This is a genomic window from Ascidiimonas meishanensis (genome assembly GCF_037782385.1).
Taxonomy (GTDB): domain Bacteria; phylum Bacteroidota; class Bacteroidia; order Flavobacteriales; family Flavobacteriaceae; genus Ascidiimonas; species Ascidiimonas meishanensis.
Genome location: NZ_JBBEXD010000006.1, coordinates 274,199 through 297,857 on the forward strand (window position 1 = coordinate 274,199; position 23,659 = coordinate 297,857).

Annotated in this window: 17 protein-coding genes and 1 pseudogene; 14 read left to right on the forward strand and 4 right to left on the reverse strand. The window is 33.1% G+C overall.

Annotation, left to right across the window (positions count from 1 at the left end):
* The first annotated feature begins 29 nt into the window (after positions 1-29).
* The 10 genes and pseudogenes from WBG07_RS13140 to WBG07_RS13185 all read left to right on the forward strand — a co-directional run.
* Positions 30-860 (forward strand): alpha/beta hydrolase, encoded by an 831-nt coding sequence (locus WBG07_RS13140; protein ID WP_340201966.1) that lies wholly within the window; start codon positions 30-32, stop codon positions 858-860.
* Positions 857-2,170, forward strand: coding sequence for a tRNA lysidine(34) synthetase TilS (gene tilS, locus WBG07_RS13145; protein ID WP_340201967.1), 1,314 nt, complete (start codon positions 857-859; stop codon positions 2,168-2,170). Before WBG07_RS13140 ends, tilS begins: the two co-directional genes overlap by 4 nt.
* Complete coding sequence (locus WBG07_RS13150; RefSeq protein WP_340201968.1) at positions 2,167-4,122, forward strand: protein-disulfide reductase DsbD family protein; 1,956 nt, start codon at positions 2,167-2,169, stop codon at positions 4,120-4,122. The genes tilS and WBG07_RS13150 overlap by 4 nt, the downstream gene beginning before the upstream one ends.
* A 78-nt stretch (positions 4,123-4,200) precedes the next feature.
* On the forward strand, positions 4,201-6,069 hold the full coding sequence (locus tag WBG07_RS13155) for a CocE/NonD family hydrolase (RefSeq protein ID WP_413788825.1): 1,869 nt from the start codon (positions 4,201-4,203) through the stop codon (positions 6,067-6,069).
* A 271-nt stretch (positions 6,070-6,340) separates the two neighbouring features.
* Positions 6,341-6,733, forward strand: coding sequence for a hypothetical protein (locus tag WBG07_RS13160; protein WP_340201970.1), 393 nt, complete (start codon positions 6,341-6,343; stop codon positions 6,731-6,733).
* 156 nt (positions 6,734-6,889) lie between these two features.
* Positions 6,890-7,372: a hypothetical protein gene (locus tag WBG07_RS13165; protein WP_340201971.1), complete on the forward strand. Its 483-nt coding sequence runs from the start codon at positions 6,890-6,892 to the stop codon at positions 7,370-7,372.
* Positions 7,336-8,127: a sensor histidine kinase gene (locus tag WBG07_RS13170; protein ID WP_340201972.1), complete on the forward strand. Its 792-nt coding sequence runs from the start codon at positions 7,336-7,338 to the stop codon at positions 8,125-8,127. The genes WBG07_RS13165 and WBG07_RS13170 overlap by 37 nt, the downstream gene beginning before the upstream one ends.
* A 6-nt stretch (positions 8,128-8,133) precedes the next feature.
* Positions 8,134-8,823 (forward strand): response regulator transcription factor, encoded by a 690-nt coding sequence (locus tag WBG07_RS13175; RefSeq protein ID WP_340201974.1) that lies wholly within the window; start codon positions 8,134-8,136, stop codon positions 8,821-8,823.
* Positions 8,824-8,927: 104 nt separating this feature from the next.
* The gene (locus WBG07_RS13180) at positions 8,928-10,376 is read left to right on the forward strand and encodes a hypothetical protein (RefSeq protein WP_340201975.1); all 1,449 of its coding nucleotides are present in this window, start codon (positions 8,928-8,930) and stop codon (positions 10,374-10,376) included.
* Positions 10,377-10,659: 283 nt separating this feature from the next.
* Positions 10,660-11,493, forward strand: a pseudogene (locus tag WBG07_RS13185) (YifB family Mg chelatase-like AAA ATPase); the annotation flags it as partial.
* On the opposite strand, the gene WBG07_RS13190 reads toward WBG07_RS13185, so the two are convergent.
* The 4 genes from WBG07_RS13190 to WBG07_RS13205 all read right to left on the reverse strand — a co-directional run bounded on the left by WBG07_RS13190 (position 11,398) and on the right by WBG07_RS13205 (position 18,596).
* Positions 11,398-12,981 (reverse strand): recombinase family protein, encoded by a 1,584-nt coding sequence (locus tag WBG07_RS13190; protein ID WP_340201976.1) that lies wholly within the window; start codon positions 12,979-12,981, stop codon positions 11,398-11,400. The pseudogene WBG07_RS13185 and the gene WBG07_RS13190 sit on opposite strands and share 96 nt — an antisense overlap.
* A gap of 80 nt (positions 12,982-13,061) precedes the next feature.
* A complete protein-coding gene (locus tag WBG07_RS13195; protein WP_340201977.1) occupies positions 13,062-14,924 on the reverse strand; it encodes a hypothetical protein in 1,863 nt (620 codons plus the stop codon).
* A 58-nt stretch (positions 14,925-14,982) separates the two neighbouring features.
* The gene (locus WBG07_RS13200; protein WP_340201978.1) at positions 14,983-18,009 is read right to left on the reverse strand and encodes a type IV secretory system conjugative DNA transfer family protein; all 3,027 of its coding nucleotides are present in this window, start codon (positions 18,007-18,009) and stop codon (positions 14,983-14,985) included.
* 2 nt (positions 18,010-18,011) lie between these two features.
* On the reverse strand, positions 18,012-18,596 hold the full coding sequence (locus tag WBG07_RS13205; RefSeq protein ID WP_340201979.1) for a hypothetical protein: 585 nt from the start codon (positions 18,594-18,596) through the stop codon (positions 18,012-18,014).
* 201 nt (positions 18,597-18,797) lie between these two features.
* Here WBG07_RS13205 and WBG07_RS13210 point away from each other — a divergent pair, with 201 nt between their 5' ends.
* From WBG07_RS13210 to WBG07_RS13225, 4 genes are all read left to right on the forward strand, one after another.
* Complete coding sequence (locus WBG07_RS13210; RefSeq protein ID WP_340201980.1) at positions 18,798-20,786, forward strand: tetratricopeptide repeat protein; 1,989 nt, start codon at positions 18,798-18,800, stop codon at positions 20,784-20,786.
* A gap of 8 nt (positions 20,787-20,794) precedes the next feature.
* Entirely contained in the window at positions 20,795-21,598 is an 804-nt protein-coding gene (locus WBG07_RS13215) for a response regulator transcription factor (protein ID WP_340201981.1), read from the forward strand.
* A gap of 99 nt (positions 21,599-21,697) precedes the next feature.
* Positions 21,698-22,093 carry a hypothetical protein gene (locus tag WBG07_RS13220; RefSeq protein WP_340201983.1) on the forward strand — a complete coding sequence of 132 codons (396 nt, stop codon included), beginning with the start codon at positions 21,698-21,700 and terminating at the stop codon, positions 22,091-22,093.
* Between the two features lies 1 nt (position 22,094).
* Complete coding sequence (locus WBG07_RS13225; protein WP_340201984.1) at positions 22,095-23,618, forward strand: M43 family zinc metalloprotease; 1,524 nt, start codon at positions 22,095-22,097, stop codon at positions 23,616-23,618.
* The last annotated feature ends 41 nt before the right edge of the window (positions 23,619-23,659 follow it).

The window sequence follows — 23,659 nt, forward strand, 5'->3', positions numbered from 1 at the left end:
TTATTAATTGTGAATAGTATCTTTACGCTATGAAGTATCAGGAATTTCAACTCTCCATTCAAAACTTACCATTGCACGTATGTCATTGGCATCAAAGTGTCGTAAGTCACCTCATTATTTTAGTGCATGGTATGGGTGAACATGCTGGTAGGTATGCAGATTTTGTAGTTCCTAGTTTAGTAAAGAATGGAGCTGCGGTTATTGATTTTGACCAAGTAGGTCATGGTAAAAGCGGGGGTAAAAGAGGGCATTGTTCTTCTTATGAAGTACTTTTAGAAAGTTTACACTTAGTAATACAAAAGGGAAAGGAATTATATAAAGAAAAGCCAGTTTTTGTTTATGGGCAAAGTATGGGAGGAAATGTGTCTTTAAATTATACCCTTCGTAAGACTCCAGAATTATCAGGTGTGATTGCTTCAAGTCCGTTTTTACGCCTAGCCTTTCAACCACCTGCTTGGAAAATGACTTTAGGAAAATTACTTTTAAAAATTTTGCCAGCAGTAACATTACCTATGGATTTAGATACGAACGCTTTATCAAAAGATCCAAAAGAAGTTAAAAAGTATGAGCAGGATCCCTTAGTACATAACAAAATAAGTCCTAATTTTTCTTTCCCCATCATAGAGGCAGGAGAATGGGCAATTCAAAACTCCCAAAAACTATTAGTTCCCGCACTAGTGATGCACGGAACCGCAGATAGGATTATTGATCATAAAGGAAGTATTGCCTTTGCAAAAAACAATGATTTGGTAAGTCTGAAACTGTTTGAGGGTGGCTTTCATGAATTACATAATGATCTTGAGAAAGAAGAGGTTTTACTGTTTGTAACAGACTGGGTTAATCATCAGCTTAAAAAATGAATATTCGCTTTCAACAACATATTGAACGTACATTCCCGTATTTGCGTACCTCAAAGTTTTTGGTAGCAGTAAGCGGTGGATTAGATAGTGTGGTATTGGTGCATCTCTGTAAAGAAGCAGCATTAGATTTTTCAATAGTGCATTGTAATTTTAATTTACGAGGTAAAGAAAGTGATGAAGATGAGGCATTTGTTAAAAAATTGGGTACGGCACTTAAAGTAGAAGTTTATACCAAAAGTTTTGATACACAGTTACAAGTTACTAACACGAATCAATCGGTTCAAATGGTAGCCAGATCACTTAGATACCAGTGGTTTAATGAATTGTGCCTAGATTATGGGTTTACGTATGTGCTAACAGCGCATCACCTGGACGATTCTATGGAAACATTTTTCATCAACTTATCAAGAGGTACTGGAATTGAAGGGTTGACAGGCATTCCTGAAAGAAATAAAAAGGTTCTGAGACCCTTGCTGCCTTTTTCGCGTGAAGAACTCAAGAATTATGCGGTTAAGAAAAAAATTTCATGGCGCGAAGATAGTAGCAATCAAGAAACTAAATATTTACGAAATAAAATTCGTCATACTTTAATCCCAATCTTAAAAGATCTACATCCAGATTTCACACAAAGTTTTACCAATACACAAAACTTTCTTAAGGGCACCTCAACAATTGTAGAAACCCATATTAATACACTTAAGGGTAGCCTTTTTATTCATCAAGATTCTGTTATTACAGTTGATACCGATGCGCTACTTGCTTTAGTCCCTTTAGATGCCTATTTGTACGAATTATTTAAGGAGTTTCAGGTAACCGCTTGGAAAGATTTAAAGCATTTGTTAAAAGCACAAAGTGGCAAACAACTTCTATCAGCAACGCATAGATTTGTAAAGGATAGAGATAGGTTATTGATTACCCCACTTTTAAAATCTTCTGTAAATTCTGAAGTCTATTATTGGCCAAAGGAGACAAGCTACATCAACGCTCCAATTTGTTTAAGTTTTAGGGAAACTAAGAATTTAGGTAAGACAGATGCGCTAAAAATAAATGTTGATAAAGAAAAGTTAAAATTTCCATTAATCGTAAGAAAATGGAAAAATGGTGACTATTTTTATCCAACAGGCATGCGTGGAAAAAAGAAGTTGAGCAAGTTTTTTAAAGATGAAAAATACGCTCTTCCAGATAAGGAAGCGCAATGGCTACTCTGTAGTGAGGATGCTATAGTTTGGGTAATAGGAAAACGTGCAGATCGCAGGTTTTTACCAGAATTAACCACCACTAGTATTTTAGAAATAGCTTATACCGTATGAAAAGATTCATTTTCTTAATTTCTGTTATCTGTACTTTCTTTGGATATGCGCAAGACCCTATTAACTGGACTAGTTCCGTTGAAAAAATATCAGATACTGAGTTTATACTTGTTTTTCAAGCAGAGATAGAGAATGGTTGGCACCTCTATTCAATTAAAGAACCCAAAGATCTTGGTCCCATACCTACCAGTATTAATTTTGAAAATAAAAATAACGATTTTGAAGTTTTGGGCGGTCCTACAGAAAGTGAGACTATTACCGAATTTGATAAAGTTTTTGAAACCGAACTTTCGTTTTTCGACAAAAAAGCCATTTTTAAACAGCGTATTCAAATTTTAAACAAAGCTACCAATCAAATCAAGGCATGGGTAGAATACCAGGCATGTGATGATGAGGTGTGTATTTTTAGAGATGAGGAATTTCTATTTTCTCTAGATGGTTCTGCAGTAAAGCAAGAGGCGGTGACACTGGATGCAAAAAGTATTGCACTTTCAAATCAATTAAAACTACCGCTTGAAAATAAAGGAGTGTTATCAAAAGATCAAAAAGAGATTACAAATGGTGAAAATTACTGGGGCATTTTTGCCTTAGGCTTTCTTGGGGGATTACTAGCACTATTAACTCCCTGTGTTTTTCCTATGATACCCCTTACCGTATCTTTTTTTACAAAAAGTGCCACAACTAATAAAAAAGGGATTACAAATGCCATTCTCTATGGTTTTTTTATTGTGTTGATTTATTTTCTTTTGAGTCTTCCATTTCATTTTCTTGATAGTATTCAACCAGAGTTACTAAACACCATTTCAACCAATATTTGGTTAAACCTATTTTTCTTTGTTATATTCATATTTTTTGCTTTTTCATTTTTTGGATATTATGAGCTTACGCTTCCTGCTAGTTGGAGCAATAAAATGGACAATGCATCTGGAGTTGGCGGAGTTATTGGTATTTTCTTTATGGCGGTTACCCTTGCCATCGTTTCTTTCTCTTGTACAGGTCCTATACTAGGAGGTTTACTTGGTAGCACTACATTATCAGAAGGTAATGTAGCATTTAATTTGAGTCTGGGAATGACTGGATTTGGATTGGCATTAGCATTACCTTTTGCACTCTTTGCTTTATTTCCAGGTTGGTTGAATTCCCTTCCAAAATCAGGAGGCTGGTTAAATACGGTTAAGGTAGTTCTAGGATTTCTTGAATTAGCGTTGGCTTTTAAGTTTCTATCAAATGCAGACCTAGTGTCTCACTGGGGAATTCTTAAATATGAAATATTTATAGGTATATGGATTGTGGTATTTTTATTAATGGCACTTTATCTATTTGGCAAACTGCGATTTAATCATGATGCACCCCTAAAAAAGTTGAGTAAAATTAGACTTTCGTTGGGCATTATTACGGTTCTTTTTGTGCTCTATCTAGCTGCAGGTTTAGGAAAAATGATTCCTCTAAAATTAATAAGCGGTTTTCCACCACCACAATTCTACAGTGTTTTTGAAACAAAAAATGATTGTCCTTTAGGACTCAATTGTTTTAAAGACTTTGACGAAGGGCTACAGTATGCACAAAAAAGTAATAAACCTATTTTATTAGACTTTACAGGATGGGCATGCGTAAATTGTAGAAAGATGGAAGAGACCGTATGGAGTGATCCGGAGGTATTCAATCTTATTAATGAAAAATATGTTTTAATATCACTTTATGTAGATGATAGAAAAGCACTTCCTGAAGAAGAACAATTTGGGTATCAATTGAAGTCTAACCGTATTAAACAGATTCAAACAATTGGGGATAAATGGGCTACTTTTCAGGCATTAAATTTTCAAACAGCTTCACAACCTTATTATATTTTGATGAGTCCAAATTTTGAAATACTAAATGAGGCACAACAATATTCAGGTACAGAAACTTATTATAATTGGTTGCAGGGAGGACTTAAAAATTTTAAGCCTTGATATCAATACCCCAATCTAATTTCAAGAGTATTTATTAAATAAGGGTTATATTTAGACCACTAAATCCAATCAAATTTTATGAAGACTACATTACTCAATGAATTGAGATTATTTAAGTTATTAGCCATTTTAATGCTGTTTTCTTTTACAGCAATTTTTGCACAAGACTTTGCAGTAAGAGACCATTACAATAAACAGGAAGTGACTATTGAAATGCGAGATGGGGTTAAACTCCATACCACTATATACTCCCCAAAAGATACGAGCAAAAAACAACCAATATTACTGCAACGTACACCCTACAGTTGCGCTCCTTATGGGGAAGATAGGTACCGTTCTAAAATTGGACCTAATGAAGTCTTAATGAAAGAAGGGAATATTATTGTTTACCAAGACGTAAGAGGGCGTTGGAATAGTGAAGGAGTTTATGACAATATGCGAGCCTATATCCCTAAGAAAAAGCGAAATCAAGTAGATGAAGCCTCAGATACCTATGATACCATTGATTGGCTGGTGAAAAATGTTGCTAATAATAATGGAAGAGTAGGAGTATGGGGAATATCTTACCCTGGTTTTTATGCCACCTATTCTTTACTAGATTCACATCCAGCATTGAAAGCGGTATCACCACAAGCTTGTATTGGGGATTTTTTCTTTGATGATTTTCATCATAATGGAGCTTATTTGTTAAGTTATTGGAGAGCAACAGCTGTATTTGGCTATGAGAAGACAAGCCCTGTTAAAAAAGCCTGGTATTCTTTTCCAGACATAGGAACTAAAGATCAATATCAATTCTTTCTGGATGTAGGCCCTTTAAGTAATCTAGATACCTATTATAAAGAAGACAATGTTTTTTGGCAACAATTAAAGGAGCATCCTAATTATGATGAATTCTGGCAATCTAGAGGTATAATTCAGCATTTGGAGAAAATTAAACCTGCAACTATGATTGTAGGCGGCTGGTTTGATGCGGAAGATTTATACGGCCCTTTAGAAACCTATAAGAATATAGAAAAGCGAAGCAAGAATTACAATACTTTGGTTATGGGACCATGGAGTCATGGAGATTGGGCAAGAACAAAAGAGAGACAAGCTATTGGAAATATTTATTTTGGGAATGATATTTCTAAATTTTATCAAGAAGAGATAGAGACTACATTTTTCAACCATTTTCTAAAAGGAAAAGCAGATGGTAATTCCGGACTTCCGGAAGCCTACGTATTTGATACAGGGCGAATGGACTGGAAAACCTTTGAAACATGGCCTCCTAAAGAAATTGAAACTAAAATATATTCATTGCAGCAAAATCAGCGTATGGGGGCCATAGCAACTCGTGAATTTTCATTTCAGGAATTTGTAAGTGATCCCAATAAACCGGTACCGTATACAGAAGATATTAAAATGGTATTTACGCCTCGTAAATATATGACCGATGATCAACGCTTTGCAGCAAGAAGACCTGATGTATTGGTTTTTGAAACAGAAGTCTTAGAGAATGATGTAACACTTGTAGGTGATTTATTGGCAAAGTTACAAGTTTCTACTACGGGTACAGATGCGGATTGGATAGTAAAACTGATTGATGTATTTCCGCCTGATGCACCTGATTATGAAGAAACACAAGACTACTTAAAAATGAGTAATTATCACATGATGGTTAGAAGTGAAGTGATGAGAGGCCGTTTCCGTAATAGTTTTAGCAATCCAGAACCGTTTACCCCTAATGAAATAACCAATGTAAACGTAAAACTGCAAGATGTTTTTCATACCTTCAAAAAAGGACATAAGATTCAGGTTCAAGTGCAAAGTACCTGGTTTCCTTTAATAGATTTAAATCCTCAAAGCTTTGTTGATAATATTTTCAAGGCAAAGAAAGAAGATTTTACAAAAGAGACTCACCGCGTTTATAACACATCAACGATTAATTTTAATGTTTTGAAAGACTAAAGTGTAGATATTATCTTTAGGATTGATAAGAAATTTACATCTATTTTGTAACTTATTTATAATGAGTATTGTAGAATTTACTTCTATGAGATTTAGATATAAATGAAAGTAGATAAAATTCGTTTTGATTTTAAGTTTTTAAGTATGATTTTTTATGTTAAATTTGAAAATACGTTATACATAAAATTGTCATTTTTTCGTCCGAATTTTTTCAGATGAATCGTAATTGTTTAATCAAAATTTTTAACCAAAATCCTTAAAATTCTAAATTATGGGAAAAAAGCCAAAAAACGTTCCGCTTAAAGAAGCACAAGATTGGGTGAAGTGCTGGAGAAAAAAACAAGGTAGTTATAATAAGCACCACAGAATTAAAGGATTCCTCATCCCGATGGACGATCTTACAGCTATAATGGCTGAACCCGAAGTAGCTAACGTAAGAGCTTATATTGGGGTAGAAGAAAAAACAGACGGTAAAAAGCATACTTCCGAGGAAAAGCTTTTGCTGGTTGGAGTTCGTGCAGATGGTACAGATATAATTTATGACACTGCCAATGGTCTAGTTGGAGAAGATCCAACAGATGATGGAATCTATGACTTCACTGAACCTTGTCCAAATACATGTGACACCAGTAGTCCACTTTATGACACTTCAAACGGAGGATAAATGTCTATAATGCGAATAATCTCATTAATCAGTAATATAGTATTGCTGATTAATGTGATTCTTTTTTTTATCTTTCTATTTCGCAAGGGAAAGACATATAAGGTGTTTTCATTTTACTTGTTAGGTATATTTTGTATTCAATTGATTACAATAATTATGGCTCGATTAAAAATGAATAATATCTATATTTCTCATGTCTATTTTATCTATCAGTTTTTATCCTTAAGCTATTTTTATTTTTTGTTGATGAAAGATCAAATGCAGAAAAGAATTGTACTTATTGGAACTGGAATTGTATTGTTGAGTTTAATCATACAATATTCACTTAATTTTAATGGAATTTTTTATCAGTTTAATTTGTTTGAGGTTTTTATTACCTCTTTTTTCTTAATCCTTTTTGCAGTTTTACATTACTACAATATGCTGAGTCATCAAAAACAAGTAATGTATATTAATACAGGTGTGATTGTCTATTTAATGTCAAGCAGTTTATTGTTTATTGGTGGAAACTTAGTTATTAGCTCAAGCACAGAAATCACTAAATGGATTTGGATTATCAATGCAGCAATATACCTCATCTACCAATTGCTTATTTTTGTAGAATGGAAGCAAACCTACCCGGCCAAGAACCTTCGGTAATTAGTGCAATTATTTTTGGAATACTCCTGTTACTTCTAATGGCAGGACTTTTAATTCTTTTTTTCTTTCTATCTCGAAAAAAAATTATACAAAAGGAACTAGAAAAAAAGGATATGCTTATTGAACATCAAAAGCATTTACTACATGCTACCATTATCACACAAGAAGAAGAACGTAAACGTATTGCCAGAGATTTACATGATGACATTAGTGCGAAGCTTAATATTGTATCCCTTAATTCACATTTACTCAATGACAAGATTAATCAAGAGGAAAAACAAGAGGTGATAACCAATATCATAACCATGACGGCTAAAGCCCTGGAAAATTCTAGAAGAATTGCACATGATTTATTGCCCCCAGTTCTAGAAAAGTTTGGTCTAAAAGCAGGAATAGAAGAATTGTGTGATGAATTTGCAACAGCTAAGAATACCAAGGTTACCTTATCTATTGATGCTGATTTTGATAAACTAGATGAAATTGAAGGTTTAAACCTATTTAGGATTCTTCAGGAATTGATGAATAATTCACTCCGGCACGGGAAAGCAACGCTTATTGATCTTAAATTTTCAAACGATGGATCAAGAATAAAATTGAATTATCTAGACAATGGAGAAGGGTTTGATATGAAAATACTAGCAAATAAAGCGGGTCTAGGAATGAAAAATATAGAAAGTAGGGTTGAATTGTTAAAAGGAACAATTAAATTTGAAAGTGAAACTGGCAAAGGCGTAAAAGTTTTGTTACTGATTTAAACAAAAATGAACGGTAAAATCAAAATAGCACTAGCAGATGATGAAGTTTTATTTCGGAAAGGAATAGGATTCATACTCCAACGTGAACCTGATTTAGAAATAGTTTTTGAAGCCAATAATGGAAGAGAGTTGATAAACTTTATTCAAGAAACAGATACTCTTCCAGATATTATTTTGATGGATCTTAAAATGCCAGAATTAGATGGGGTGGAAGCGACTAGATTCATTCACAATAAAAATCCAGAATTACGGGTTATTGCCTTAACAAGTTATGATACCAAGGCTTTTAAAGCGAATATGATTAAATTAGGAGCTGCTTCTTATTTAGTTAAAAATAGTACGCCCTCAGAAGTTATTTTCACCATAAGGGAAGTGATGGAAAAAGGCTTTTACTATGATGCCAGTGTCATGAAAATTATTCATGAAGATGTATTATCAGGAAAGAGTGCTAAAAAAGATTCAGAAGACGAGAAAATATTAACCCGTAGAGAAAAAGAAGTATTAAAACTTATCTGCAAACAACTCACTACTGGTGAAATAGCCGATAAACTTTTTATTAGCCCAAGAACCGTAGAAGGGCATCGGAATAACCTCTTGTTAAAAACAGAATCTAAGAATACCGCAGGGCTAGTGATCTATGGTATTAAAAAAGAACTGATTACTGTTTATCCGGACGAGAATAACCTCAAAAAGTAAATCTAGCTATCTATTCTTTTAACATAAGAATAAAAACAGGTGTTTCTACGCTGGTAGAAGAATTTTCTTATTTGTTAATTTGTAATAACCAAATTACAATAAATATGAAAAAACTAACCTTTCTTTTACTGGCAATGGTGATAGGATCATGCCAGCCAAAAAAACAAGAACAACCCACTTCAGAAAAAGACCTGGCGCAGGCAACAATTGAAACAGCTTATTGTTTTGATCTCTCCAAAGTTCACTTTTGCGAAGATAAAACAGATACATTCTGTTCAGAATTACCTTTGGATGTACAAAATATGAATAGTGCAGATGGAGGTTTTGGGTTTGGATATACTTCTAAGCTAAGTCCTGAATTCCAGCCCTCTTTTGATCTTTTTTCGTGGCAGACTTTTATAGCCCTTAATTGGCCTGCGGATGCTTCGGGAAATCCAACAGGAGATTTAACAGATCATCCTGATGCATTACGGGTATGGGAACATTATACCGATGTAAATACCTTATTTGAAGCAAATACAAATGCATTGACTGCCAAGAATAAACTTTCTAGTGAAAAGCCTACTAGATTCTTTTATTTAGACTCTAAATCACCAACTGCAGAAGTGAATCCTTCTAGTTTTTTACAGGCAGATGGGTATCCTTTAATAGACAGAAATTTAAATTTTGTTGTGTTTGAGGAAAAAGTAAATGCTATTGAAGAAGGTTTTATTACAAGCAATGATCTCACCACTAAAGCAGGTATAGACGCTTACTATAATGCCAATAATCAAACCTTTGAAATGCCAGTAAATACTGCTAGTCTTCCCGGAGCTATGGAAATTAAAGCGTCATGGAGAATATTAGATACCAGCAAAGGAGATGATCTTTCAAAATATTACCATCAAAATGCGGTAATCTATATTTCTGCAGAGAGCAGTGCAACAGGCGAAGCGTTTACTATTAATTGCATTGTAGGCCTTGTAGGACTTCATATTGTGCGAAAAACTGAAAAGTTTAAAGATTGGATCTGGAGTACTTTTGAACATGTAGACAATGTTCCAGATAATCCACAGCAAGCACAAGATCAAATGGAAAAACAATGGTCATTCTACAACCCAGAATGTTTAAATTGTGAGCCTAACACGCCCCCACCGCACGTTGCAGGTGATACAGTGAATAACAAAGTGATGTACCGTTGGAATAGTACCGCTCCTTACGCAGCTCGTTATGCACAGAGCGTACCAGGCGAAACAGGTGATGGTTTTGGCACCCAGGTAACAAGAGTCTATCCTATTTATTTTTGTACTGAACAAATGAATGCGATATGGCAAGCGGCTTTAAAAAACCAAAATTCAGTATTTGCAAATTATAGACTCATAGGAAGTCAATGGACTAAAAGTGATGGACCTACCAAGGCGCCAGATGCTCCATTTTTCTTGGGAAGCATTACCGCAGAAACCTATATGCAAAATACCTCTTCTTGTATAACCTGCCATAATTTTGCGGGGATTACCTATCAAAAAACAAAAATTAAGACAGATTTTAGTTTTATTTTCGGGAATGCCGAGTAAGAATTTTTAAACCATTTTCAGATAAAATAAATATGCGTACAACTTTAAAATTGTGCGCATATTTTAATTTAAAGAATAAGCTATCTTTTTTTGAATTTAACGATAATAGGAATACAATACGGTATCTTTTGGTATTTGAATTGGCTCCTCATAATTAATTTTTGTAGGTTGTATTCTTACCCATTCAAGGAAGTAGTACTCCATAAACAGTAATATATAATGTAAGATAATTCTCTTTATTAAAAAGAAATTATTTTCTTTGTAATCGTAATTTTATGTGTAAATGCTTACAAAAGTTTATGGAAGTGCCGTTTTTGGAGTAGATGCTACCACCATCACAGTAGAAGTTAATGTTGCAAAAGGAATAGGGTATCATTTGGTAGGATTACCAGATAATGCCATTAAGGAAAGTAATTATCGCATTGCAGCAGCCTTACAAAACAAAGGCTTTAGGATTCCCGGAAAGAAAATCACCATCAATATGGCTCCTGCCGATATGCGCAAAGAAGGGTCTGCCTATGATCTTACGCTGGCAATGGGTATTCTGGTAGCTTCCGGACAAATAAAAGGAGCGCAGCTAGATCAATATATTATTATGGGAGAACTGTCATTAGATGGCAGTCTTCAGCCTATAAAAGGAGCTTTGTCTATTGCCATACAAGCCAGAAAAGAAGGGTATAAGGGTTTTATTCTTCCCAATGCCAATGCAAAAGAAGCCGCAATCGTTAATGATTTGGAGGTATATGGAGTAGATACCATAGATCAAGTAATTCAATATTTTGATGAGGATATTCCATTAACGCAAACTATAGTAGACACTCGTAAAGAATTTTATCAGGCATTAGATTTTCCAGAGTTTGATTTTGCAGATGTTAAAGGACAGGAAAGTATCAAACGTTGTATGGAAATTGCCGCTGCTGGCGGACATAATATTATACTAATTGGTCCTCCAGGTGCCGGAAAGACCATGCTCGCCAAGAGATTACCAAGTATTCTACCACCAATGACGCTTCTTGAAGCCTTAGAAACCACCAAAATACACAGTGTAACAGGACGTATTCAAAAAGACACAAGCCTTATGGGCCAACGCCCCTTTAGAAGTCCGCACCATACCATTTAGGGTGTGTTGCCCATTTGTTTGGGATTCTAAAAAAGGATGAGACTCGCTGTCGGGAAGGATTTTATAGAGATTAATATCGATTTCTTCTTTGCCGATAATGATTTTTTCAGTGATGGTTTCAATGACTTCCCTCTTCTGTTCGTGAGTTAAGTGTTCCCACTTTTCAAATAAGTTCTTAGCAAGTTCCAAAACTTCATTCGTAGATTTTTCAGCTACGTTATCAAATGAAATATCACGTTCAAGTTCAGTAATACTAGATTCGACTTGTTGAATCTGTTCGTAGGGTTTTTGATGGTAGGTATGGAATGCTTCGGTAGCAATCTTTCCTTCTGTATGAAGGAGTAAGATGCTTTCGATTTGTTTGTCTAATTTATCTTTTTCTCTTCTGAGTTTTTGCAATTGTTTTTGTCGGTCTTTGAGTATTACTTTCAAGCGTTTAAAATACGAATTAACTCGGTCTTCTGAAACTGTGTATGAATGTAATTCGTTTCGGAAGATTTCTTCGATGTCATCTTTTCGTATAAGATTGCCACAACTTTTATGACAAACATAATTCTCACTGTTATACCTCGTGTACATTCGTGCTCCGCATTCACAGAATACAAATCCTGTGAATAAGTGAACTTTGGTATTGAGAACTTGTTTATGACTTCTCTTTTGTGCTTCAATTATCCTATTAACAGCTTCCCATAGTTCTTCTGACACAACTGGCTCAACTTCATGGAATACCCATTCTTCCTTTGGTTTAAATTTATTTGGTTTTGTATTACTGCTATATCTCGTATTCATAATGTGAATACCTTTTGCAACAGTGTTCTTTAAAAGTCTTTTTACTGTGGAGTCCGTAAACTTATTACCACGCTTAGTTCGATATCCTTTTTCATTCAGAATATTTGCTACCGTCTTTTTTCTTTTATGCTCCAAAAAGAGCTCGTACATAAGTTTAAGGATGGGTGCTTCCTCTGGATGAGGAGTTATTTTTTTATCCTTATACATAAAACCATACGGTGCTTGTCCACCAATATGTTTCCCTAATTCTGCACGAGTGATAATACTGGCGGAGATACGTTCCGAAATCATCTCTCGTTCCCATTCAGCCATTGAACTCATTTGCCTAAAGAAATGGCGACCAATACTTGTTGATGTATCAATACTCATATCCATAGAGATAAGGTCAGCAGAATGCTTTTGGAAGATTTCTGAAATTTCAATAAGTTCTTTGGTATTACGAGCAAGTCGTGCAATTTTTGAAAACACCAATCCAGTTATCGCTCCAGTTTTTACATCATGGAGCATCTGTTTTGTTTGTTCATAGCCCATTATCGATTTACCACTTAATGCTTCAAGGCGATATATTTTTCCAATTTTCCAATCACGAGATTTCACAAATGATTTCGCACGCATTTCGTGGTGGAGATGGCTCTCTTTATCAACCTGCATGGTTGAACTCACTCTTACCCAAATCCCTATTACTTTTTTACTCATAAGTCATTAATTTAGAAGTTCAAACATCGATTTTGTTTTAGACACATCCAAGGGGTTTGTTGCTTTACTTTGAAAACTTGCTACCTAATAACAGGAACGGGACATATAGGAACAGCATCCATATTTAGACCACATCTAATACAAATTCTAGGAAGCTTGAAACTTTGAGTTGATTGGAATATTTTTTTGATTTTATTTTTAATCGAAATAGTACCTATCGATAACTGATTTAAATGATTAAGATATGCACCACCATCATCCATATAATCAAAATTAATAACCTCTTTATAAATGGCATCAACTAAATTTTCATATTCTTTAGGTAAAGATTTATTATCTTTTATCGAGAAGTTTTGTAATAAATTTTCACGTTTGTTAAATAGAGCATCTTTTTCTTCTTGAGTTAAAGTTATTTCTTGATTAATTTCATCATCATAAAAAGTAACATTTTCAAAAGTTATTTTTTCATTACGACTTTTAATATGATTCTCTATTTCAGTACTAATAATTTTTTTATACCTACTCTCGATTTTTTCAATTTCTGCATATATTTTTTTACTTTCTTTATAATACCTTTTTACAGTTCTATCATATTGATTTTTAATTTCTTTTTCATTGATTGCCTCTTCCTTAAATTGTTTCTGTTTATTTGATTTCTCTTTGCTAAAGAAGGAAGTTATGAATTTAGTAGCATCAGCTTGAAAAGCTTTATTTACAGATTTTAAAATTCCTTTTACTAGATCATTGCCAATATCTGGCAAAAGTTCAGAAATAAACCCTATCCCAGTTGAAGATACTACTGAATACAATTCTTTTAATATATGATGTGATTTTGGAGATTTAGTTTTCGCATCTTGTTGAAGGTTATTAACTTTTTTATCAACTTCAACCTCAATATCAACGCCCTTTTGATATGTCCACTTATCTTTATCAAATATGTAATCAGCTTTAGGATTATTTGTTGGTTGATGATTACGGTAATAATTATAAAAATTTCGATGAGTAGCTTGAGCAGCTTTAAATTCAGAACTCTTTTTAAAAACTAGCTTAATAGTTTCTATAGTATCTATATACTTTCTTAATTCGTCATCTAATTGTCTACCTAAGTCTTCATCCCAAAGTGAAACTCTATGTGCAATGACATACGAATTAAGCTCTTCAATCAAACTTTCATAATCTTCGTATTTATCTTCAAATGATTCAGAATATTCATAAACAGAAGCACCCTCTATTTTTTTATAGACACGATTATGAACTTCTGCAATTTTCATTTCCATATCAGCCAATTCCATCTCCACTTGACCATATTTTGAAGCTATCGCTCCAGAATAAAAGGTTATATTCGTTAGTATAGCAATGTAAATAAGTGTTTGATTCAATATTTTTTGCACTTTTTTAATTCTCTTTTGGCTGAAGACTATAAGTATCGTGAGTATAACAAGGCAAGTAAAAAAGATATTTACCCATTTTTTGTGCTTGAGTAGAAAGTCAATTACATAATGTTTGCGAATAAGTGTAAGTTTTTCTTGTATTACAGAATATGCTGTATTTGATATATCAATTGGGAGATAACCTTTTATTTCATACCAAAAGAATAAATACACTATCCCACATACGATAAATGGTACGAGGTACGTGTTAAATGTTTTTAGAAAGATAACCCACCTGTCTATTTTTCTGTTTCCAATGCTAGGCAATGAAATTTTTGAAAATGGATTAAGATATTGGAATGTATATAGATGTAATCGTAATGAAGTAAAGATATTTGTGAGTAGATTTTTAAAATATCCTTTAAAAGGCTTTTCAGAGCTAATTGAATGATTACTGATTTTAGGTTGTAAAAATGCTCTTAAGTGGACTATTGTTAGACTAAAAACATATAATATTGATAAGCCTATAATTAACCCTTTAGTAGATGTTAGTATAAAATCAGAAAACTTCATTCTTTGTTTTTTTAAGCCATTAAAATACTGAATATTAGATTGTAAAGAATACCCATTGCTAGGTATCTTTATTTTTACCTCGTAAAATAATATCTTGAATCTTTTGATTTCTTGAGTGTGCATCACTATTACCAATATCTTTATAATTTGATTTCACTCTATACCCTCGTACTTGTTTAATAGCTTTTTTAGGTTTGGTCTCAAACTTTCCTAAAAAGGTTAAGAACTGTGCAGGAGTCCCAAAACTTATCTTTTTATACATCAACGCATCAAACTTTTCTTTTGCCTTCTTTTTGATATTGCTGAGATGCACTTTGCTCTCTGAAATAAGAAATACGTGGCTCATATCTTCACGTAAGCATTTCGTAATATTCTGTAATTCATAATCGGTTGTATTGGTGACAGAAACCTCAACAGCAATTTTTAATTTATCTCTTTTAAGTACAACATCAATTCTTCCACCATCAGCAGTAGGTACTTCTAGTTGAGTAATAAAGTTTCTCTGCTGTCCGAGTGAAAGAACATAGTTTTGTATTGCTCGGTGTTTTGATTCAGATTCTCGTTCCTCTTCTTTTTTGAGTATCCGTTGTTTTTCTTGCTCAAGAGAAGTTTCCTTTTTCTCTGCAATAGTTTCTTCTTTTAGTATTACTTCTCCTTTTGGTATTAACTCAACAACAGGCTTGAATGCTTGTATTTCTTTTTTGGATTTTCTCTGATTCTTTGGAAGCATTGAAATAAGTAATTCTTCAATATCTTCCTTTTTACTTGCATAGTGATTCCTCGTATTGGTAATAATGAAATCCTTATTTACATCAGCAGAATTTGCAACTTTCTTTAGCGAAAAAGTGGAAACGTTAAAATCATCACTTGAAGAGCCTACTCGCATAATAGCTTCTCCAGTTCCTAAGCTTTGTAAGTCTGGTTGCTCAAAATATGAAAAACCAGATTCAAGACGTTTTGCATCTGAATCTCCCAACCTAAAACAGATTCGTGTATATGGATTTGAGATAACCGAGTTCAAAATTTTTGGGTCATCAATTTGCCCGAGTTCTTGATGGGCTAAGATTAGTCCTAAACCGTATTTTCTTGAGCCAGAGAGTATTCTTGTAATGCTTGGTGTGATGAAATTCTGAAATTCATCTAAATAGATGTAGTATGGATGCCTTTGAGATTTTGCTAGTGACTGCCGTCCTTGTGCTACTTGATTGAATTTTGAAAGGAAAATTGAGCCAAGCAAAAAGCTGTTCTCTTCTCCAATGAGACCTTGCGATAGTTTTATTAAAACTATCTTTTTTTCTTCAATACAGGTTTTGAAATCTATACCGCCTGTTTGAGCCAACATATACCTGATGACTTTCGGTCGTAAGAAAGTATCAATGCGAGTAAGTAATGGTGCAATTCTCTTTTGAACCATCATATATTCGTTATTCCAATAATAATGAATGCTTGGGTCGTCTACGGAAGTTAGGAATTCATTTCTAAAGGATTCTTCTAATAAAAAGCGTTTTAACTCTATTAATGTGCCGTTTCTGTTGCTTTCTAAAAAAGTATTAATGGCATTGGATAAGACCGCAGACATATTATCACCCCACGCAGTTGCATGACGTTTGAATGAAGACACCAAATCAGAACTTAATACTATTTTTTCTGCATCGGTATTTGCACCAAGTAAATTAAAGCCTATTGAATATTGCTCGTCAGATGGGTCAATGATAATAACATCTTGTTTTCGATGTTCTGGAATACGTAATAATATATCTTCAACGATATCTCCATGAGGGTCGAATAAGGCACAACCATTTCCAGCATTCATGTCTTCAATCATCATGTTGGCAATAAGCGTTGATTTACCAACTCCTGTAGCTCCAATTATATGAGTATGACGAAGTCTCATTTCGTCACCCAACATTACGTTTGTTTCTACTCCATTATGCTCATTTATACCAAGAAGATATTTTTGACGAATAAGGTTTTGAGGTAATTGTTTTGTTTTAGTATCACTTGCACCAAGTTTCCTAGATACAACAGATTTATTCGGATAATGCAGAAAGGTGTTGAGTTCTTTTGAATTGAGAATAAAACCAAGTCTGTTGCTTAAGCGGTTATGTAAGTTATAGAAATGAAAATCATAACTATATCCTTCATTGGATAAGGGAATGAGTTTGTTATATTCAGAACTTGAAACCGCGCTAATACTCCGAGCCAATTCTTGAGCGATATATTGACTCCTAATATTACTTTCTCCTTGCGTTGCTATTCTCATAACTACTGCAAATAGTGGGTTAGCAATTTTATCCTTGGCACAATGAGGCATTTCTGGTGCATCATCAAAAAATGAACCTCCAGCACCATCAGAAACAGCATAGCTAATATCATTGACTAATGGTGATGTAATACCTTTAAACAGAATTTGAAATACAGCAATATCATTTGATTGCAATATGTCCATCGTTGCTATCATTGACGTAAGCGGGTCAATGGCAAATGATTCACTTGTTGAAATCGGTCTCATGAACTCATCATTCATTCCAAAATCTGCGATTGCTATGTTCTCATGAATATCAAATCCAAAATCATCGATATACTGCTCGTGTAGTATAGCGGTTGGGAAATAGGCTTTTAGATGTGAGGCTATTCGTTGTTTGTCTTGTTCACTGCAAACTATTTGAATTTTGATTTCATTTGCATTAGCGATGATTTCAAAGGATATAGAGTGTTCACTAAAGGAAAGCATATTGAGAAACTCAATATTCCTTTGTGGTAATATCTCTTGTTTATTAGGAAAGCAAATAGAAAAACCAACAGTATCAGGTAAGCTAGATGCTTCTAATACTCTTGGTTCTAGTGGTGTCAGTTCTTCTTCCTTTTCTTCTTTTTTTGGTGGAAGGATTAAATTGCTGATGCTTTTGAAAAGTGATGGAACCTTACCATCATCTATTCTTTTATTTGGGGTATTACTTTTATGTGTAAACGGTACATACGGAACTTCTAAATCAACAGGAGTATCAAAGTGATAGTAACCACGATGACGATACTCCCATTGGTAAAAGTTAAGCGTTGCTTGTTCACTTGCATTGTACGACATACTTAGCGGACAAAGATGTTATTTAATATTGGTTTACGTTCAGCTTCGGTTAAAGCACGAACACCTTTGTCGTTGGTGATGTTATCGATTACTTTCAAAACAGAAGCTTGAGCATAAGACATAAACATCGAAGCAGTATCAATTTTATAGTACGTCACAGGATACCATTGCCTTGCAAGAAATCGTCCAACAAATGGAATTTTTGAAATAATAATTTGTCCCAACGAATTCTTGTACAGTAGCCACCAAGAAATGAAAAAACCATTTCCAAAAGGTGCTGCACAAATATCGTAGTGATATGCTTTCCATTTAATACGTAGATAGCTTCGTTTTGAAGAAAAGAAGCTTCCTTCTTTGTGTGATACAGGCTTAATCGTAACATTAGTAATACCTTGATTCTGTAATTCTTCTTTTAAAAGTTTATAAAACTCTTGCGTTGAAAAATCGAATCCATCAATTAAAGTGTTCCAATTGGAATGATACTGTTTAAGTACACCTGCAATTAGAAATTTAATGATGAGGAAAACTACAATTCCAGAAATAATATATACTCCAAAACTGATAACAAAATTTAATAGATCATCCATAATGATTGTTTTTTATTGGTTAATATTCTTAGTAAAATTATTTACAGAGTCCGTTTTCAGAATGGTTAAAATGAAATCCTGATTATTATTAGTGATATATATTCATATTCTAGTGAAAATCTACATTGAACATAAATGTTAAAAAAAGTGTTAAAAAAAGAATGTTAAATTTTATCTTTAGGGGTTTAAAAAGTCCTGTTTATGAAGAGATTACTTTGCGTATTGTTTTTGTTTTTTTCAGTTTTAGCTTTCGCCCAACAAGTTAAAATCGATAGCCTCAGTATTGAGTTTCATAAAGCTAAGCAAGACACTATAAAGGCAGAGATATTAGCTAAAATTGGTATTGCTGCATATTATGTAGATTTCAAAAAAGCACGTTTTTATAACGACAGCTTGATTCAGTTTTCAAAAACTAGAAGTAAAAAGTACGAGGCTCTTGGATACCGAATGCAAGGAACACTTGAACTTATTGATGGAGATTATGTTAGTTCTGAAAAATCATACATACAGAGTTTAGAAGTTTTTGAAGCGATAGACGATAAAGGATATCAAGGAGCTCTTATTGCAAATCTCGCAACACTCTATGCAAGGCAAAATCAAATTGCTAAAGCTGATAGTATGTATCTAGCTGCAATTGATGTCCTCAAGGATGTTAAAGATGAAAAACAAACTGTTAATTGTTATATCAATTTAGGTATCAATGCCCTTAATGCTAATAAGCTAGAATTAGCAACAAATTATTTTGTTAGTACCCTTAAGCGTGCAGAAGAAACAGATAATACACATTATCAATTTTACGCTCATAACCAATTAGGTATTGTGTATTTGAAAAGGCAGCTCTACGACAATGCATCAAAAAGCCTTGATAAAGCTTTAACTCTAGGAAAAGAACTTGGTGATAAAACGGGATTAGCAGATGTTTACAATTCTCTTGGTGCACTTTCAGATGAATTAAAAGACCACTCAAAATCTCTTGAATATTTTTTATTATCTAAAGAATCTGCTGAGTCTGTAAATGACAAAGACCAACTGCCAAAAGCATATATCAATATGGGAAGGCAGTATGAGTTTTTGGGAAACATACCAGATGCAAAAACAAGCTTTGAAAAAGCTATTGAAATAACAAAGTCAGTACAAGATTCATCAAAAGTAGTGACCGCAAATCTCAACTTGGCGGGATTGCTGCTTAAAACTAAACAAGTAAAAAAAGCTGAACAAAGTATTAATGAAGCCGAGAGGTTTATGCCCGCAACCCCTGATGATGATTATTTTATGCAATACAAAAAAATATCAGAGGAATATGCCAAACTCAATAATTTATCACAAGCATATTTATATTTAAACAAATACTCTCAAACAGTTGATTCTCTTTATGCAAAAAATGATGTAGGTAAGATTGCTGAAGTAGAAGCTAAATATCAAACAGAAAAAAAAGAGAAGGAAAATCTCCAATTAAGAACTGAAAATGTAGAACAAGAATTGGCTACTGCAAATGCCAACCGCCTGAAATTGATATTTGCAATAGGGCTTTTAGGTGCATTATTGGCTCTTGGAATTTTTGCTTTTTATTATCGTAAGAACAAAAAACAAAAAGAAGTTATTGAATCCCTACAAAAAGAACTTCATCATCGTGTAAAGAATAATTTATCTATCATTGATACCTTTATTGAAGTTGCAAAAGAAGAATTTGAAGACGATAAATTCACACATAAATTAACTGAATTACAAAATAGGATAGATAGTATTAATGAAGTTCATTTACAGTTATACCAAAGCGATGATATTACCAATGTGAACATCAGCAAATATGTAGATACACTATCTCAAAACGTTCAAAATTCTTTTAATAATAGTAAAGCATCAATTGAAAGTGATATAGCTGATTCACTTAAATTAGACCCTAATAAATCATTTCCTCTTGGATTGATAATTAATGAATTTTTAACTAACTCATTCAAACATGCCTTTGGTGAAAAAGAAGGAGAAGTGAGAATAGCTGTAAGCGAAACAAACTCTAATTTAGAGCTCGTATTATCAGATAATGGAAAAGGTTTACCAAAGAATTTTGATATACAAACAAGTGAGTCATTTGGGTTGCGGATAATGAAACTTCTATCAGAACAACTTGATGGTTCATTTGATTTACAAAGTAATGATGGTGTTAACTTAACAATACAATTCCCTAAATAGAATATTATATGAATGGACATATACTGATAGTAGAAGACGAACCAACTTTATATGAACGCTTACGCAGAGCTTTAGTAAAGCAACATTTCACGGTCGATGATTATACGAAAAGCTATGATGAAGCCATCGAAAGACTCACAAAGAAAACTCCAGATGTTGTATTACTAGATATTAATCTCAAAGGAGAAAAATCTGGACTTGATTTAGGAGCTGTTTTGGATGAGAAGTATAAGATTCCATTCGTATATGTTACTGATTTAGCTGATGATTTAACCTTTGCAAAAGGACTGAGTTCAAACCATGAACAGTTTATTGTTAAAACAAAACCTAGATTGAATATCGATGACATAACAAGAGCTATCCATACGGTAATCCATAAAAAGAAAGAGCAGAAACTAAACTATAATAAAGAAGGAATTATTGGACTTGTTGGTTATCTTGATGAAGTTCGTAATTACGGTAAAGGAGGTGTAACAAGAGTTCCTGTGAAATACGAAGATATCGCTTATTTCACGGTTAAACCTTTTATCAATGAAGATAATAAGGAAGAAGAATTATTGCCTAACTATGTTTGGTTTTTAACTAAGAATAAAGAGTACTATTTCTTTAAATCGTCATTGAAAAAACTTGAGAAGGCTCTTCCTATTCATTTTATTAGAATTAACGAAAGCTATATTGTGAACGTTTCATCTGATATGTTAGAAGGACGAATAAACGGCTCAAGGTTATCTATCATGGGACAAGAAATGAGGATTAAAAGAACCTATGCAAAAGAATTGGAAAAGAGATTAGAAACGATTTATCATTCATAGAGATAAGATTTTCATCAAAATAGATAAGGTAATCATTGAGTAAATATGTAGAATGAAATAGCTGTTTATCTTTAAGTATTAGATTGGTATACTACCGATATGAAAAAAATAAAGAAATGGCAGATTGTGATTTTAATTTTAATAATCGTTGGTGGTTATTGGTTATTTGAAAACACATGGATTATTGAACCTAAGATTGAAGTTAATGGATATAGAAACACATTGAAAGATTCAAGTTGGTCTACTGAAAAAAGAGATTCAATATGGACATTCAATTCCAATCAGACGTTTACAGAAAAACCGATTAAGCCTATTCCATATAGAGAAAGTAGAAAGAAATGGGAAATTGATGACTCTTCTCTTTTGATTGATGATGAAGAAATTGGTGGGGATTCATTATGGCATATTCATACAATTACTAATAAAACAATGGTGCTAGAATTAGTATCTCCATCTGTGAATTCGAAATATGTATTGCAACTAAAAAAAATATAAATTGAAAATAAAAACTTTTCTTATTCTTCTGCTATCATTACTCCCTATTTGTAAATCAAATGGTCAAGATGAAAAAATCGTTATTAAAACGGTTTTTCATTTTGTCCATAATAATTTTACAGAGGAAAATATTCCTGATAACTCAGTGAAGTATGTTCTTCAAAAAGTGAATGAGGGATTTAATAGCGTAAATAAAGAGCTAATAGCTGATGAATATAAAGACAGAGTAGCATCCTGTAACATATTTTTTGAACTTGCAACAACTGACATTAACGGAAAAACAATTGATCCTATTTCTTGGCACTTAACCGACAAAAAATCATTCACCCCTTACCTCAATGATAAAGCCTTGAAAAAGAATGGATACATAGATTCTTCAAAGTATTTAAATATTTGGGTATGCAATATTTCCGCAGACCTTGCAGGCGGTTATACGGCTAGTAAGTTGTTTTCAAATATTCCACCCGAATTAGACGGTGTTGTTATTGATATTAACGAATTCACGAAAGAAACCTCATACTATTTAGTCTCTCATGAAATTGGACACTGGTTTGGACTTAATCATATATGGGGTAAAACTGCTACTAATTCAATTGTTCACAGTTGTATGGATGATGATGATATTTTTGATACTCCTCAACAGAAATCTCCTAATATTTTGACTAAAATACCAGAGCTTAGTTGCGATGGATTTATATATTCAAATCATCAAAATTTTATGGATTATTCCTATGACGTCGGAATGTTCACTAATGGTCAAAAAGACTATATGAGAAATTATATTAAGGAAAAAAGAAGCGGACTTATCAAATCTAAAAATGACCCTCTATTACCATCTGTATTGAGTACCACCAAACAAAGAGATAAATTTGGCACAAGAATGATCGTGAATAATCTATATCCCTATGGAACAATAACAGATAGAGATATGGTTGAACTCTTTAACTCAATCGGTATTATTCCTACTTCTGAAAATCTTCAAAAACTAGGATTAAAGATTATAGCTAACGACAAATTCAAAGATTTAGGAACAGGAAAAGAAGTAAATCAAGATTATATCTATAAATATTTGGATGTTGAAAAAGTTAAAAACAGAAAAAAGGATTTTCAAACTTATCAAACAAATCAGAGTTTTTCGGAACCTAAATATTTCATTAATGGAACTCTAGAGACAATGCCATTAAGTACATTATCAAATGTGAATTTGAGAATGAAAGAGAATTACTTTAAAAGTATTAATAAGAATTTTATCATTAAAAGTGACTTTTTAGGGAAAATTGAAATATTGATAAATAATATTCCCGTGATAAGAGATGAATTAGATCTCGTAGGATTATTCAGCTGCAACTTAAACAAGGGGAAATATAAAATTCGGGTTATTGGCAAAAAATATGACCATTGGAATAAAGCTAAAGAAATTCTTATAAAGGAATTTGAATTTAAACATTTAGTAGATAGCTCTTCTCAAACTGTTATTTATTTAGATACTAGAGAAAATCATAATATTTATCGTTTGAAAAATTAACAACCATTAAACTTTAAAAATGGTTACAATTAAAATACTGT

Coding starts and splice junctions, on each gene's coding strand:
- WBG07_RS13210 (WP_340201980.1), top strand. CDS start 18,798: ATGAAGAGATTACTTTGCGTATTGTTTTTGTTTTTTTCAGTTTTAGCT.
- WBG07_RS13195 (WP_340201977.1), bottom strand. CDS start 14,924: ATGAAGTTTTCTGATTTTATACTAACATCTACTAAAGGGTTAATTATA.
- WBG07_RS13165 (WP_340201971.1), top strand. CDS start 6,890: ATGGCTCGATTAAAAATGAATAATATCTATATTTCTCATGTCTATTTT.
- WBG07_RS13190 (WP_340201976.1), bottom strand. CDS start 12,981: ATGAGTAAAAAAGTAATAGGGATTTGGGTAAGAGTGAGTTCAACCATG.
- WBG07_RS13140 (WP_340201966.1), top strand. CDS start 30: ATGAAGTATCAGGAATTTCAACTCTCCATTCAAAACTTACCATTGCAC.
- WBG07_RS13155 (WP_413788825.1), top strand. CDS start 4,201: ATGAAGACTACATTACTCAATGAATTGAGATTATTTAAGTTATTAGCC.
- WBG07_RS13180 (WP_340201975.1), top strand. CDS start 8,928: ATGAAAAAACTAACCTTTCTTTTACTGGCAATGGTGATAGGATCATGC.
- WBG07_RS13200 (WP_340201978.1), bottom strand. CDS start 18,009: ATGTCGTACAATGCAAGTGAACAAGCAACGCTTAACTTTTACCAATGG.
- WBG07_RS13215 (WP_340201981.1), top strand. CDS start 20,795: ATGAATGGACATATACTGATAGTAGAAGACGAACCAACTTTATATGAA.
- WBG07_RS13220 (WP_340201983.1), top strand. CDS start 21,698: ATGAAAAAAATAAAGAAATGGCAGATTGTGATTTTAATTTTAATAATC.
- WBG07_RS13170 (WP_340201972.1), top strand. CDS start 7,336: ATGGAAGCAAACCTACCCGGCCAAGAACCTTCGGTAATTAGTGCAATT.
- WBG07_RS13175 (WP_340201974.1), top strand. CDS start 8,134: ATGAACGGTAAAATCAAAATAGCACTAGCAGATGATGAAGTTTTATTT.
- WBG07_RS13160 (WP_340201970.1), top strand. CDS start 6,341: ATGGGAAAAAAGCCAAAAAACGTTCCGCTTAAAGAAGCACAAGATTGG.
- WBG07_RS13150 (WP_340201968.1), top strand. CDS start 2,167: ATGAAAAGATTCATTTTCTTAATTTCTGTTATCTGTACTTTCTTTGGA.
- WBG07_RS13205 (WP_340201979.1), bottom strand. CDS start 18,596: ATGGATGATCTATTAAATTTTGTTATCAGTTTTGGAGTATATATTATT.
- tilS (WP_340201967.1), top strand. CDS start 857: ATGAATATTCGCTTTCAACAACATATTGAACGTACATTCCCGTATTTG.